At 67.7% G+C, this 14,768-nt stretch carries 12 protein-coding genes; 10 read left to right on the top strand and 2 right to left on the bottom strand.

Annotated elements, in window-relative coordinates; genetic code table 11:
• From flgG to ACLB6G_RS18235, 10 genes are all read left to right on the top strand, one after another.
• Entirely contained in the window at positions 1–789 is a 789-nt protein-coding gene (gene flgG, locus ACLB6G_RS18280; RefSeq protein ID WP_410357662.1) for a flagellar basal-body rod protein FlgG, read from the top strand.
• A 4-nt stretch (positions 790–793) separates the two neighbouring features.
• Positions 794–1,243, top strand: coding sequence for a flagellar basal body P-ring formation chaperone FlgA (flgA, locus tag ACLB6G_RS18275; RefSeq protein WP_410357661.1), 450 nt, complete (start codon positions 794–796; stop codon positions 1,241–1,243).
• Complete coding sequence (locus tag ACLB6G_RS18270) at positions 1,240–2,346, top strand: flagellar basal body P-ring protein FlgI (RefSeq protein WP_410357660.1); 1,107 nt, start codon at positions 1,240–1,242, stop codon at positions 2,344–2,346. The genes flgA and ACLB6G_RS18270 overlap by 4 nt, the downstream gene beginning before the upstream one ends.
• Complete coding sequence (locus ACLB6G_RS18265; RefSeq protein ID WP_410357659.1) at positions 2,343–2,861, top strand: MotE family protein; 519 nt, start codon at positions 2,343–2,345, stop codon at positions 2,859–2,861. Before ACLB6G_RS18270 ends, ACLB6G_RS18265 begins: the two co-directional genes overlap by 4 nt.
• A complete protein-coding gene (gene flgH, locus ACLB6G_RS18260) occupies positions 2,858–3,577 on the top strand; it encodes a flagellar basal body L-ring protein FlgH (RefSeq protein ID WP_410357658.1) in 720 nt (239 codons plus the stop codon). Before ACLB6G_RS18265 ends, flgH begins: the two co-directional genes overlap by 4 nt.
• 10 nt (positions 3,578–3,587) lie before the next feature.
• Positions 3,588–4,106, top strand: a complete 519-nt coding sequence (locus ACLB6G_RS18255) for a flagellar basal body-associated FliL family protein (RefSeq protein WP_410357656.1) — start codon at positions 3,588–3,590, stop codon at positions 4,104–4,106.
• Positions 4,103–4,867, top strand: a complete 765-nt coding sequence (gene fliP / locus ACLB6G_RS18250; RefSeq protein ID WP_410357655.1) for a flagellar type III secretion system pore protein FliP — start codon at positions 4,103–4,105, stop codon at positions 4,865–4,867. Before ACLB6G_RS18255 ends, fliP begins: the two co-directional genes overlap by 4 nt.
• 195 nt (positions 4,868–5,062) lie before the next feature.
• Entirely contained in the window at positions 5,063–6,970 is a 1,908-nt protein-coding gene (locus tag ACLB6G_RS18245; protein WP_410357654.1) for an autotransporter assembly complex protein TamA, read from the top strand.
• Positions 6,970–11,568 (top strand): translocation/assembly module TamB domain-containing protein, encoded by a 4,599-nt coding sequence (locus ACLB6G_RS18240; RefSeq protein ID WP_410357653.1) that lies wholly within the window; start codon positions 6,970–6,972, stop codon positions 11,566–11,568. Before ACLB6G_RS18245 ends, ACLB6G_RS18240 begins: the two co-directional genes overlap by 1 nt.
• Before the next feature lie 224 nt (positions 11,569–11,792).
• The gene (locus tag ACLB6G_RS18235) at positions 11,793–12,704 is read left to right on the top strand and encodes a class I fructose-bisphosphate aldolase (protein ID WP_410357652.1); all 912 of its coding nucleotides are present in this window, start codon (positions 11,793–11,795) and stop codon (positions 12,702–12,704) included.
• A 63-nt stretch (positions 12,705–12,767) separates the two neighbouring features.
• On the opposite strand, the gene ACLB6G_RS18230 is transcribed toward ACLB6G_RS18235, so the two are convergent.
• Together ACLB6G_RS18230 and ACLB6G_RS18225 are read right to left on the bottom strand one after the other, a co-directional pair.
• The gene (locus ACLB6G_RS18230; protein WP_410357651.1) at positions 12,768–13,691 is read right to left on the bottom strand and encodes a DMT family transporter; all 924 of its coding nucleotides are present in this window, start codon (positions 13,689–13,691) and stop codon (positions 12,768–12,770) included.
• 192 nt (positions 13,692–13,883) lie between these two features.
• Positions 13,884–14,732 carry an HTD2 family dehydratase gene (locus ACLB6G_RS18225; protein ID WP_410357650.1) on the bottom strand — a complete coding sequence of 283 codons (849 nt, stop codon included), beginning with the start codon at positions 14,730–14,732 and terminating at the stop codon, positions 13,884–13,886.
• Positions 14,733–14,768: the final 36 nt, after the last annotated feature.

The raw sequence follows: 14,768 nt of genomic DNA, 5'->3' as shown, positions 1-14,768 counted from the left end.
ATGAGAGCATTGTCCATCGCCGCGACCGGCATGAGCGCCCAGCAGACCAATCTCGACGTCATCGCCAACAACATCGCCAACATCAACACCACCGCCTTCAAGCGCGCCCGCGCCGAATTCACCGACCTGCTCTACGAGGCGGAGACGCTGAAGGGCGCGCCCTCGCAGGCCAATCAGGGCATCGTGCCCGAAGGCGCCTATGTGGGCCTCGGCGTGCGTACCGCCGCGATCCGCAACATCAACCTCCAGGGCGCGCTCGACGCCACCGGCAACGCGCTCGATGTGGCGATATCCGGACAGGGCTGGTTCCAGGTCCAGGGACCGAACGGCGAGACGCTCTACAGCCGCGCCGGCGCCTTCAACACCAATGCCAACGGCCAGCTCGTGACCACCGGCGGCTATGCGGTGGAGCCGGCGATCAACATTCCCGCCGAAGCCGTGCAGGTCGTCATCAACGATTCCGGCCAGGTCTTCGCGCGCTTCCAGGACCAGGTGGAACTCCAGGAACTCGGCCAGCTCACCCTCGCCAACTTCGCCAACGAGGTCGGCCTGCTGCCGCTCGGCGAGAACCTGTTTGCCGAAAGCGCCGCGTCCGGCGCCGCGGTCCTGGGCGTTCCGGGCGATCCCGGCTTCGGCACGTTGCGCCAGGGCTATCTTGAATCCTCCAACGTCGATCCGGTCCGCGAGATCACCTCGCTGATCGCGGCCCAGCGCGGCTACGAGATGAATTCCAAGGTGATCCAGGCCGCCGACGACATGGCCGCGACCGTTTCGAAGAACCTGAGGTGATGCCATGAGGCCCGGTGCCGCCCTTGCCGTCCTGCTGGCCCTCGGCCTGGCCGCGCCGGCTGCCGCCGAACCGGTCCTCGTTGCCCGCCACATCATCTATCCGGGCCAGGAGATCACGCCGGAAAGCGTCAACCGCATCCAGGTCAAGGGCAATGTCCTGTCCGACCGCGCCTTCCTGACCGAGCCGGCGCAGGCGGCCGGAAAGGTCGCTGCCAGGACGATCCTGCCCAATCGGCTGATCTTTCCAGAGGATGTCAGGGAAGCCGATCTCGTGCGCGCCGGTGTTCCTGTCAGGGCTGTCTTCCGCTCCGGCGCACTGGAAATCTCGCTGGTCGGGTTGCCCTTGGCGAACGCGGCTGCCGGTGAAACGGTGCGCCTGCGCAACCGCGAGAGCGGCCGCCAGTTTTCCGGCATCGTCCAGCCGGACGGAAGCGTGCTGGTGAGCGGGCAATGAAAGCAGTGCGCCGTTTCCTTGTCCTGGTCCTGGCATTGCTGGCTGGCCTCGCGCCGGCCGGCGCCGCCCGTGTCAAGGATATCGCCTCCCTGCACAGCGCGCGCGACAACCAGCTGATCGGATACGGCCTTGTCGTGGGTTTGCAGGGGACCGGCGACAGCATGCGCAACGCGCCCTTCACCGAGCAGTCCATGCGCTCCATGCTGAGCAATCTGGGCATCGCCACGGAAAACGGCGCCTCGCGCGCCAAGAATGTCGCCGCCGTGATCGTCACGGCGAACCTGCCGCCTTTCGTGCGCTCCGGGTCGCGCATCGACGTGACGGTCTCGTCGCTTGGCGATGCCACCTCGCTGGCCGGCGGGTCGCTGGTGATGACGCCGCTGCGCGGCGCCGACGGCGAGATCTACGCCGCCGCCCAGGGCCCGCTCATCATTTCCGGCTTCAACGCGCAGGGTGCGGCCGAACAGGTGACGCAGGGCGTGCCGACGTCTGGCCGCATCCCCAACGGCGCCATCGTGGAACGTGAGATCCCGGCCCGTTTCGAGGACGAGCACAGCCTCGAACTGATGCTGCGCAACCCGGATTTCTCCACCGCCGTCGCCATGACCGATGTCATCAACGCCTTCACCTCGAAGCGCTACGGCATGCGGGCCGCGCGCGAGATCGATTCCCGCACCATAGCGCTCACGCGGCCGAAAAAATCCTCCGCGGCGCGGTTCGTCGCCGAGATCGAGAACCTGCAGGTCGTTCCGGATGCGCCTGCCCGCGTCGTCATCGACGAGCGCACCGGCACCATCGTCATCGGCCAGGACGTCCGGATCTCCCAGGTCGCCGTCAGCCACGGCACGCTGACAGTGACCATCACCGAGACACCGGAGATCGTCCAGCCCAACCCCTTCTCCGAAGGCGTGACCGCCGTCCAGCCCTCCACCCTGGTAACAGCCACGCAACCCGATTCCGTCGTCGCCATCGTCAACGGCGCCAGCCTGCAGGCGATCGCCAGCGGCCTGAACCAGATGGGCGTCAAGCCCACCGACACGATTGCCATCCTGCAGGCGATCAAGTCGGCCGGTGCCCTCCAGGCGGAGCTCGTCCTGCAATGACGGCCGGCCTGCGCCCCTCCATCGGCTTGGCGGCCCTCCTGGCCGCGGGGCTTGCCGGTTTTCCCGGCGCCGCCCGGGCGCAGGAGATCCGCGATGTTTCGGTCGACGGCTCGCAAGCCGCAGGCGATGCGGCGCGCTATTGCACCAACATCACCCAGGAGATGCAGGAACTGCGCTACCGCATCAAGGAAGAGAAGTTGCGGCAGTTGCAGTCCGAGGTGGAAGCCAAGCTTGCCGAGCTGGACAGCAAGCGCCGGGAACTGGAGGAGTGGGTCGGCCTGCGCGACGGTTTTGCAAACCGCGCCACCGAGGCCCTTGTCGAGATCTACCAGAAGATGCGCCCCGATGCCGCCGCCGCGCGCCTTGAGGAGATTTCCCCGCAGCTTGCTTCCTCGATCCTGCTGGCCCTGCCTGCGGCAAAGGCAGGCGTCATCCTCAACGAGATGGAGCCGAAGCGCGCGGCTGCCGTCACCATGATCCTGGCCGCCGCCGCGCGCAAGGATGACGGAACATGACAAGCCGCCCCTTCCTGCTGATCCCCGTGCTCGCGGCCGCCCTGCTGGCTGTTTCCGGCTGCAGCCAGACGGTGCGGGAAATCGGGCGCGCGCCCGACATGACGCCTGTCGGCGCCGGGGTCGAGGACGGCATGCTGGCCTACAAGCCCTGGCCGGACAAGCCGGCCTCCAGCACCTCGCGTTATTCGCTGTGGGACGACCGCGCCCACAATCTCTACAAGTCCAGCCGGGCGCTCAGCGAGGGCGACGTGCTGACCGTGCTCATCTCGATCAACGACAACGCGAAGTTCCAGAACCGGTCGGAGCGGTCACGCACCAATTCCCGCGATCTCGGCCTGTCGGGCAGCTATGACGTCAGTGGCGCCGGAGGGTCGGCGTCGGCCTCGGGCACCGTGACCGGCGGTTCCGATTTCGCCGGCGACGGCAGCACCATCCGGTCCGAAAACCTGAACCTGTCGGTCGCCGCCCTTGTCACCCGGGTCCTCGCCAACGGCAACCTGATCATCCAGGGCAGCCAGGAGGTCCGGGTCAACCACGAGCTTCGCATCCTCACCATCGCCGGCATCGTCCGGCCCGACGACATCGGCCCGGACAACACGATCCGCTACGAGCGCATCGCCGAGGCGCGGGTGACCTATGGCGGCCGCGGCCGCCTCACCGAAGTGCAGCAGCCGTCATGGGGGCAGCAGGTCACCGACCTGATCCTGCCATTCTGAGGACGCGGACATGGATGCCGAAACCGCCCAGGAACCCAAGCCCTCCCTCGTCATGGGACTGATCGTCCCGCTGGTCGTCATCGTCCTGTTCGGCGCCGGTGCCGGCTGGGGTCTTGGAACCTTCATCCTCGCGCCCAACATGCCGGAACCGGCTGCGGCCGGCGCAGCGGACCACGCCGCCGGTGACGCTGCCGCGCATGACGGGGAGAAGGCCGCGGGCGCAACGGAAAAGGCGGGCGCGGGACCGCAGGTGCAGGTGCTCGATCCCATCGTCACCAACATCGCCGTGCCCTCCGAGACCTGGATGCGTCTCGAACTGACCCTGCTGCTCAACCAGCCGCTGGAGCCGCATGTGCAGGACTACATCCACCAGGACCTCCTGGCCTTCGCCCGCACCCTGCGGCTCGACTACATCGACACGCCGACCGGCTACCTGCAGTTCCGCAACGACCTTCTCGATCGCGCGCGCCTGCGCGCCGGGCCCGGAAAGATCGAGCAGGTGCTGATCAAGACAATGCTGTTTGAATGAAGCGCGCGCTGATCCCGGTCCTCGCCCTGTTCCTGGCTGTCCTGCTGGCCCCGCCCGCCTTCGCCCAGGACGGAGGGCTCGGCAATGCCCTGTCCAATCTCGCCCAGGCCAGCGAGATCGAGGGCCAGACGGCCGGCCAGATCATCCAGCTCTTCGGCCTGTTGACGGTCCTGGCGGTGGCGCCGGGAATCCTGATCACCGTCACCAGCTTCACCCGCTTCATCATAGTCTTCTCGATCCTGCGCTCCGGCCTTGGCCTGCAGACGACGCCGGCGAACCTGATCCTCATCAGCCTTGCGCTCTTCATGACCTTCTATGTCATGCAGCCGGCCGCCGACCGGGCCTGGAACGAGGGGCTTCAGCCCATGATGAACAATGAACTGTCACAGCAGGAGGCGCTGGAACGCATCAGCGCGCCGTTCTACGACTTCATGCTCGAGAATGTCCGCGACGAGGACATCGCCCTCTTCGTCGGACTGGCGCGCGAACGCGATCCGGCCTACGAGCCGGGCGACCGGCCCGGTTGGCGCGTGCTCGTTCCCGCCTTCATGGTTTCCGAACTCAGGCGGGGTTTCGAGATCGGTTTCCTGGTCATCCTGCCCTTCCTCGTCATCGACCTTGTCGTCGCCACCATCACCATGGCGATGGGCATGATGATGCTGCCGCCGACGGTCGTGGCGCTCCCCTTCAAGATCCTGTTCTTCGTCCTCATCGACGGCTGGAACCTGCTCGTCGGGTCCATGATCCGTTCGTTCAACTGACCCTGCCCGCCACGATTCCGTCACGAAATCGCCCCTATTCCTCGCCATTGGGTTGAGGCCCCGCGATCCCTTTCGCGGGTTTCGCCGCGCGGAAAAAGGCGGATTTCGGCTTTTTCCGGCATTTTCGGGTGCGTTACTGAAAAGTTTATTTTCCGGGCCTATTCTTCGGGGACCAGCATTGTAAGTGTGTAAGCCATGAGTTCCTCCGCACCCCGAACGGCGACCCTTCTGGCGACGGCCCTGTCGCTTGCGCTGCCCGCGCCCGCCTTGGCGCTGGAACTGTTCGGCGTGACCATCTTCCAGTCCCGCGCCGACAGGGACGAGGAGGCCGTGATCGGCGACCCGCAGTCCTATTCGGTCGATTTCGTGGTCGAGGGCGACGACGGCGACGTCGAGGAAGCTCTGAAGAACGCCTCGGGCCTGTGGCGCGGGCGCGAGGACCCGGCCTCGGGAGCGGCGGGCCTGATTGCCAAGGCCCGTGGCGATTACCGTGCCCTGCTCGGCGCGCTCTACCGTCAGGGCCGCTACGGCGGCGTCATCGCGATCACCATTGACGGGCGTGATGCCGCGCGGCTGGAACCGGATGCCGTGTTCCCCGATCCAGCCGCCGTTTCCGTGCGCGTCACGCCCGGTCCCGTCTTCACCTTTTCCGGCGCCGGCGTGATCAATGCCGCGCCCCCGCCGGTGGACGAGGGGGACGAGGTGGAAGCGCCTGCGCAACAAGGCTATGCGCCCGGCGAAGTGGCCCGATCGACCGCGGTCAAGGATGCGGCCGCCCTTTCGCTGGAAGCCTGGCGCCAGCAGGGCCATGCCAAGGCCCGGATCGCCGACACGGCCATCGTTGCCGATCACGATACCAACACGGTGGATGCGGCGCTGACCGTCGAGCCCGGGCCGAAGGCCTTCTACGGCATGCTCGCCGTGGAAGGGACGGGCCGCATGGACCCGGAATTCGTGGCCTGGATGGCCGGCCTCGAACCGGGGGCGGAGTACGACCCGGACGACCTTGCGCGCGCTTCCAAACGGCTGGCGCGTCTCGATGTCTTCACCTCGCAGCGTTTCGTCGAGGCCGACGCCATCGGCGATGACGGCATCCTGCCGGTCTCGCTCGTCGTCCAGGAGCGCAAGCCGCGCCGCATCGGCGTCGGTGCGACCTACTCGACGACCGATGGCCTCGGCGTGGAAGGCTACTGGCTGCACCGCAACCTGTTCGGCAGGGCGGAACGGTTCCGTGTCGAAGGCAAGGTCGCCGGCATGGGCCGCACCTCCGATCCGCGGGATTTCGACTACCGGCTGGCCGCGACCTTCACCAAGCCCGGCTTCATCACCCGCGACACCGATCTCTCCGTCACCGCCGAGGCCGAGCGCGAGGTCCTGCCGGCCTACAAGCGGACGGCCGGTGGCGGCGAGGTGCGCCTGACCCATCTCTTTTCCGAAACGCTGAGCGGTTACGGCGCCGTCTTTGGCGAATATGCCCGATACAACGACGTCTTCGGCACCCGCGACTTCACCACCGCCGGGGCGCGCGCCGGGCTGGTCTGGGATACCCGCGACAACGAGACCGACGCCACGAAGGGCTTCTACCTTTCCGGTGAAGCCGAGCCCTTCCACGAATTCACCTATGCCAACACGGCCGTGAAGGCGGTCGGCGAGGCCCGCGCCTATGTCGCGCCCGGCGACGGGCAGCGCGTCGTGCTCGCCGCGCGCATCAAGGCCGGAATGCTGGCAGGCATGCCCATTGCCGAAACGCCGCCCGACAAGCTGTTTTTTGCCGGTGGCGGCGGGTCCGTGCGCGGATACGGCTACAAGTCGATCGGCGTTCCCACGCCGCTCGGACTTGTCGGCGGCCGCTCGCTGTTCGAGACCTCGGCGGAAATCCGGTTCAAGGCCACCGACACCATCGGCATTGTCGCCTTCGCCGACGGCGGCGCCGTGGGACCGCGCGCGACGCCGGATTTCTCGGACATGCGCTTCGGGGCCGGCCTCGGCCTTCGCTACTACACCGCTCTCGGCCCGATCCGCCTCGATGCCGCCGTTCCGCTGAACCCGCGTCCGGGCGACAGCAGTTTCGCCGTCTATGCGGGGATTGGACAGGCCTTCTGATGCGCGCGCTTTTCATCGCCCTCTTCGCGGTTTTCGCGCTTGTCGCCGTCGCCCTCTCGCAGCAGTCGCCCGAGGAGGAGAAATCCTACTTCCTGCGCTATGTGGAGGACACGATCTCCAGCGACAACCGTCGCATCTCGATCACCGGCATCGATGGCGTCCTGTCTTCCGATGCCTCCATCGGCGCAATCACGGTGGCCGACCGCAAGGGCGTCTGGCTGACGATCACCGACGCGAAGATCACGTGGACGCGTTCGGCCCTGCTCACCGGGCGCCTGGTCATCGACCGGCTGTCGGCGGCCAGCATCGCCATGACGCGCATGCCGGTACCCGACGAGAGCCTGCCGTCGCCCGAGGCTGGCGGATTCAGCCTTCCGGAACTGCCCGTCTCGGTGCGTATCGGCAATCTCGCGGTGGGAGAGGCGACGTTCGCCGAGGCCGTTTTCGGCGAAGCCGCGACCCTCTCGCTCAACGGCGCGGTTGCCCTGGCCGATGGTTCGCTGGATGCCGGCCTCGCCATCGAGCGCCTGGACGGACCCGGCGGGACGCTGGCCCTCGACGCGTCCTTTTCCAATGACAGCCGGGTGCTCGCCATCGACCTCCGGGCCAGCGAACCGGCGGACGGCGTCCTCGCAAACCTGTTGAACCTGGAAGGCCGGCCCGCCGTCGATCTTTCCGTCAAGGGCGAAGGCCCGCTATCGGACTTCGCAGCCGACATCGCGCTTGCGGCCAATGACGAGGAAATCCTGCAGGGCCGCGTGGCGGTCAACGAAACCGGGGATGCGACCGGCTTCACCGCCGATCTCGACGGACGCGTCGCCGTTCTGGCGCCTGCCGAACTGCGCGCCTTCCTTGGCGAGCGCACCAGCCTTTCCCTGTCCGGAACCGTGCCTGCCGATGGCGGCGTCCTCGTCGAGCGCTTGCGCACGCGCGGCGGCGCCCTTTCGCTGGATGCCAGCGCACGGGTCCTGCCGGACGGATTCCTGCGCCGCCTCGATCTCACCGCCGCCATCGACCCGGTGACGGGCGACCGCGTCATCCTGCCGTCGGCCGGCAACGGCACCAGCATCGGCGGCGCACGCCTTTCCCTGACCTACGGCGACACCGCGGAGGGTCAATGGACCGGCGCGATGACCGCGCGCGCGATCCGAACGCCAGATTTCTCCATTGGCGGATTTCGCCTCGACATGGGCGGAAACGTCACCGCGCTCGACGATCCCGCCCGCCGCGCCGTCACCTTCGATGCCAATGGCCAGGCCGAGGCAGTGCGTTCCGACGACCCGGCCATCGCCGAGGCTCTGGGCACCTTCCTGAAGCTGGTGCTCGCCGGCGCCTACCGCGCGGGCGAACCCGTGCGCATCGACCGTTTCGCGATCACCGGCACGGCGCTTTCGGCGACCGCGCAGGGCGCGGTTGACGGCGCTGCCTTCGATGGCAGCCTGGCGCTCGTCTCCGACACTCTCGCGCCCTTCTCCTCCCTGGCCGGACGTCCGCTCACCGGTTCGGCGGATGTCGCCGCGCGCGGCACGGTCAACGCGCTGACCGGCGCCTTCGACCTCGCCTTGTCAGGAACGGCAACCGGCGTCACAACCGGCGATGCGCGCACCGACCGCCTGTTCCAGGGCGAAACCACGCTTGCCGGTCGCCTGGCCCGCGACGAGACCGGCTTCCGCGCCGAGGATTTCAGCCTCGGCAACGAACAGGCACGCCTGACAGCCGATGGCACCTTCTCCTCCGAAAGCGCCGACTTCGATCTCGACGCACGCATCGCCGACCTTGCCACGCTGAGCGACCAGCTTGCCGGGCCCCTGACCGTCACCGGCAGGGCAGAGGGCGAGAAGGGCATCATCGGCACGACGCTGGCACTGGCCTTGCCCGACGGCGAACTGGCGGGCCGGCCCGTGTCCGATGCCGCCCTGCAACTCGAAGGCGCCTTCCGCGAAGCCGGCTTTCGCGGGGTCGTCACCGGCGACCTTTTGCTGGACGGCGCGCCGACGGCGCTACGCAGCGAGATCGCCTACGGGGAGGGCAGCCTCGGTCTCGACGGCCTGTCGCTGACCACGCGCGGCGCCGAACTCACCGGCGCCATTGCCCGCAACGAGAACGGTTTTCTGAACGGCGCGCTCAAGCTCGATGCAACGGACATATCGCGTCTCGCGGCCCTGGCTCTGCGTCAGGCTTCGGGCGCGGCCACCGCATCGGTTACGCTCGAGCATGACGGCGAGACCCAGTCCGCCCGCCTGCAGGCTGACATTTCCCGCCTTGAACTCGCCGAACCGGCCCTCTCTGCGGCAAGTCTGTCGCTCGATGCGGATCTCGCCGACCTTTTCGGCGTGCCGGTGGTGCGCGCCGGTCTTGACGCCCGCGCGCTCACGCTGGCCGGTGTCGACATGCAGACGCTGACGGCGGCAGCCGAGGGTTCAGGCGACGCCACGGACTTCACCCTCGATGCCCGCCTTGACGATGGCGCGACGGCCCGCCTTGCAGGTTCCCTGGAACCGCGCGGCGAGGGGTTCCGGATCGCACTTCAACAGGCGTCCCTGGTCAAGGGAGGGCGCGGGCTCGACCTGAAAGCCCCGGCAACGGTAACCGTCCAGGGCGAGCGGATCGAACTGGACGGATTGCGGTTTGCTGCCGGCGACGGCGAGATCGCCGCCTCGGGCACGGCCGCGGATGTGCTGGCGCTGCAATTGACGCTCAACCGCGTCCCGCTGACGCTCGCCAACCTCGTCCGCCCCGACCTGGGCGCGGCCGGCACGATCGGCGGCGTGGTCGACGTAAGGGGGCGGCGCGAGCGTCCCGAGGCCGATTTCCTGCTCCGCGGCCAGGGCATCACGGTTGCGCAACTCGCCCGCGCCGGCGTCGCACCCGTCGCGCTCGACCTAGAGGGCCGGACAACGGGCCAGCGCGTGACCCTCGATGCGTCCGTCACCAATGCGCAAGGCATGGATGTGCGCATTTCCGGCACCGTGCCGCAAACAGCGGCGGGGCGCCTTGATCTCGACATTGCGCTGCGCGCCTTCCCGCTCGCCATCCTCAATGCCGCCGCCCCGGACGCCGGGTTGTCTGGCCGCTTGTCTGGCACCGCCAGGGTGACCGGTAATGCCGGACGGCCCGATGTCGCTTTTGCCATCAATGGTGAAAGCGTGAGCGCGCGCCAGCTTTCTGCCAACGGCATTACGCCGCTCTCGGTGGCACTCAATGGCCGCTTCGCCAACCAGACGGTGCGGCTCGAACGGGCCAGCGCCAGCGGCGCCGGCGGCCTGTCGGTCACCGCAGCGGGCTCGCTTCCCCTGACAGGAGCCGGACTGGCCGTGGATTTCAATGCAGCGCTTCCCCTCTCACTGGCCAACCGTTTCCTCGTTGATCGCGGCGCCCGCGCCGAGGGTTTGCTGCGGGTCCGGGGCCGCGCCGGCGGCTCGCTGTCGGCCCCGGTCCTGTCTGCCAGCCTTGCCACGGAAGGCGCCGGTTTCGTCGACCCCCAGGCGCGGCTGCGCCTCGACGACATCCGGCTTTCCGCCACCATCGCCGACAACACGCTGCGCGTCGAGACCCTGAGCGCGGCGCTCGCCACGGGCGGCAGTGTATCGGCGTCGGGAACCGTCGATCTCACCGGCGACCTGCCGGCCGACCTGTCGATCAACCTGAATGATGCCCGCTACGCAGATGGCGAACTCGTGACCGCGAACCTCGCGGGCCGCCTGACCGTCAACGGTCCGCTGTTGCGCGATCCCCTCATCGCCGGGACCGTTACTGTCAACCGGGCCGAGCTTACCGTTCCGGAAAACCTGGCCGCCGCCAATGACGTGGCCGACGTCACCCACCGCAATGCGCCGGGCGACGTGCGCCGCACCATTGAAAAGGCCCTGCCGGAACGTGGTGCCCCGGTGCCGACGGCCCGCCCCTCCGTGCCTCGGCTCGACGTGCGCATCAACGCCCCGGCGCGCATCTTCGTGCGCGGCCGCGGCCTCGATACCGAACTGGGCGGCACGGTGCGGCTCACCGGGCCGGTCACCAGCGTCTCGCCATCGGGCGGGTTCGAGATCATCCGCGGCCGCCTTTCCATCCTCGGCCAGCGCATCACCTTCGACAGCGGCCGCGTGACGCTGATCGGCGATCTCGACCCCTATGTGGACTTCACCGCCACCACGCCTGGAACAGACATAACCGTGACCATCCGCGTGACCGGACGTGTCTCCGACCTGTCGATCCGCTTCACCTCGCAACCGGAACTTCCGCAGGACGAGGTGCTGGCCCGCCTGATCTTCGGCAAGGGCATCACCTCGCTGTCGCCGCTGCAGGTCGCAAGGCTGGCGGCCGCCGCGTCGGAACTGGCCGGCGGCGGCCCCTCCATCATGGACAGCGTGCGCGAGGCGACCGGCCTGGACGATCTCGACATCGTCACCGACGAGGAAGGCAATACCGCCGCGCGGGCGGGCCGCTACATCTCCGACAATGCCTATCTCGGCGTGGAGGCCGGGTCCGGCGGGTCGGGCAAGGTGACCATCGACCTCGACATCACCGGCGACCTGAAGGCGCGCGGCGCGCTCGGCACCGATGAAAGCACGCTCGGCATCTTCTACGAGAAGGACTACTGAACGGCCGGCCGCTACGGCTGCGTCCCGGCGGGGCGTCCCGCAACGGCTGATTCGCCGGTCGCGAAGCCGGTGAGCTCGCCGCCTGAATTCTTAAAACGATTGAATTCACAATTGTTTACCGAAAACCGTTTTAGATCGGTTCAACCCGGCTGGCGGGTATGGAAACCGCGAAACTCCGTGGCTATAAGGCCAGCGAAACTGCTTCCCGGAGAGAGGGCCCAACGATGAATGTTTCGCCGCGCGTCAAGGAAATCCTGTCCTGGTACGAAGGGGAAAACCCCGGCGTGAAGACCAATCTTGCCCGCCTGCTGATGCATGGCAAGCTGGGCGGTACCGGAAAGCTGGTCATCCTGCCGGTCGACCAGGGCTACGAGCACGGACCCGCGCGCTCCTTCCAGCCCAATCCGGCCGCCTATGATCCGCACTACCTCTACCAGCTTGCCATCGACGCGGGCCTTTCGGCCTATGCAGCACCGCTCGGCTCGCTCGAACAGGGTGCCGACACCTTTGCCGGCGAAGTGCCGCTGATCCTGAAGGTCAACTCCGCCAATTCGCTGGCCACCGGCGTGCCGGACCAGGCCGTCACCGCCTCCGTCGACGATGCGCTCCGTCTCGGTTGCGTGGGCATCGGCTTCACCATGTATCCCGGCTCCGACCAGTGCTTCGCCATGCAAGAAGAACTGCGCGAGATGACCCGCGAGGCCAAGGCCAAGGGCCTGATGACCGTGGTCTGGTCCTATCCGCGCGGCGGCGCCGTGACCAAGTCGGGCGAGACCGCGCTCGACATCGTCGCCTATGCCGCGCACATGGCCGCCCTGATGGGCGCCACCATCATCAAGGTCAAGCCGCCCAAGGCCGGTGTGGACCTCAAGGCGGCGGAAAAGGCCTACGAGACGGTCAAGCAGGACACGCTGGCGGATCGTATCGCCCATGTCATGCAGTGCGCCTATGCCGGCAAGCGCATCGTCGTCTTCTCGGGCGGCGATGCAAAGGACGCCGACAGCCTTCTCAAGGAAATCGGCGAGATCAACGCCGGCGGCGGCTTCGGCTCCATCGTCGGGCGCAATTCCTTCCAGCGCTCCCATGACGACGCGGTGGACCTGCTCGGCAAGATCATCGGCATCTACAAGGGCTGACAAACCGCCCGAGGGGAGCGAAGTGGCCGGGTGCGCGCAGCACGCCGGCCATTTTCGTGGCAGTCAGTCCGCTTCCTCCCGCGCGCGCGCGGCACGGGCAAGACGGCCCTCCCGCGCTGCGATGCGCTCGCGGTTGATGACATAGAGGCCGGTCACGATGATGACGGCCGCGCCCGCAAGCGTCCAGAAATCCGGCAGCTGGTCGAACACCGCCCAGCCATAGAACGTGCCCCAGACGATCATGGTGTATTGCACCGGCGCCACCGCGACCGCCTGCGCCATCTCCAGCGCCTTGATCACCAGCAGTTCGGCGACGCCGGCCATCACGGCGATGCTGACGAAGATCAGCCATTGGCGCGGCTCCGTCGGCCATATCCACACGAAAGGCAGCGGCAGGGTGAGCAGGATGCTTCCGGTCAGCGCGGTGTAGGCCACCGTCGTGGCGGTCCGGTCGTCGGCGGCAAGCACCCGCGATATGACCTGGCGCAGGGCGAACATGACAGCCGCGGCGATGACCAGCAGAATGGCGGGATGCAGCACCCCGGCGCCGGGTCGGATGATGATCAGGGTCGCAGCAAAGCCGATGGCCACGGCCAGCCAGCGCCGGATGCCGACCGGCTCGCGCAGGATCAGCGCGCCGAACATCGTGACGATGAACGGGGCCACGAAACTGACCGCGACGGCGTCTGCCAGCGGCACGAACTGTAGCCCGAAGATGAAGGTGGTGGCTGAAACCACCGCCAGCGCGCCGCGCGTGATCTGCATGCCGGGCCTTGCCGTCCTCAGGACGGCGAAACCGTGCCAGCCGAGCAGGGCGAACATGCCCGCGAGCAGGCCGAGCTGGCGCACCCAGACCACCTGGATCGGGTGGAAGTCCTGCGCCAGCAGCTTCGCCTGCATGTCGACGGCCGAAAAGATGAAGAACCCGAGCGCGATGAGCAGGATGCCCCGGCCGTTCCGGACCGGCTTGCCCGCGCTGCTGACCATCACCGGTGTGGCAGGATTGATCGGAATGTCGGTGTCCCCTCGGTTCGCGCACGTTCCGGTTGGCGCGCCAGACACCGGATTGAATCGCCACGCTATCTATGGCGCGCACTGCCGGTGCGAATCAATTGTACGCACCGGGAATTTGGTTGCCTGTCGGTGAAACCCGGTTGAAGCGAAGGCACGCGCCCCGGGCTATCCCGCGACGGTCGCTTCGGCTTCCATGGCAAGCCTGCCCTGATGATTGGTCGCCCACAGGCGGATGCGCCCCTCCGCGTCCGGCGGATTGCCATTGACCGTCATCGTGTTGCCGTCGAAGAGCGGCGAGCGCGCCCGGAAGGAAAAGGCCGACAGCCTTGAGCCGGGCATCTGGCGGCCGACCAGGTCGACGAGCAGCGTCGCGGTCAGCGGACCATGGACGACGAGCCCCGGATACCCTTCCTCGCGGGTGACGTAATCCCGGTCATAGTGGATGCGATGGCCGTTGAACGTAAGCGCGGAATAGCGGAACAGCAGCACCGGATCGGGCACGAGGCTGCGCGACCAAGCACCGGGCGGCGGCGCTTCCGGCGCTGGCGTCGCGGCGGGCCCGGTCATGGCGCGGTAGACGATGTCATGGTCGTCCGTCACGAGGACCGGTCCGCCCGGCTCGGCGAAGGTGTGGCGCACGGTCACGAAGACGAGGTCGCCCGCGCTGCCGGATTTCTCCTTCACGCTCGTGATCGTGGAAACGCGCTCGACGGTCATGCCCGCCTTCAACTGGCCGGGAAATGCCAGCCGGCTGCCTGCCCACATGCGCCGGGGCAGGTGATGTACCGGCGGCAGGAAGCCGCCGCGTGCGGGATGCCCGTCAGGCCCGAGTCCGCTCTGGCGCGCGTCGGGCAGGAAATGCAGCCAGTGGGCAAGCGGCGGCGCGTCGTCGCCGTCCTTCACCCTTGGCCGGTCATGGTCCAGCGTCGCCGCCAGCCGGGTCAGGACATCCGCCGAGATCACATCCGTTCGCGTTTCGCTGCGTCCGACCCATGTTTCCAGCCCGTCACCCATGACGTCCCTTCCTCCTGCGCTTGATCCGTGCCGTGT

Source organism: Zhengella sedimenti (assembly GCF_046506625.1).
Taxonomy (GTDB): domain Bacteria; phylum Pseudomonadota; class Alphaproteobacteria; order Rhizobiales; family Rhizobiaceae; genus Zhengella; species Zhengella sedimenti.
Note: the sequence above shows the minus strand (reverse complement) of the source record. Positions and strands in the feature narration are given on the sequence as shown.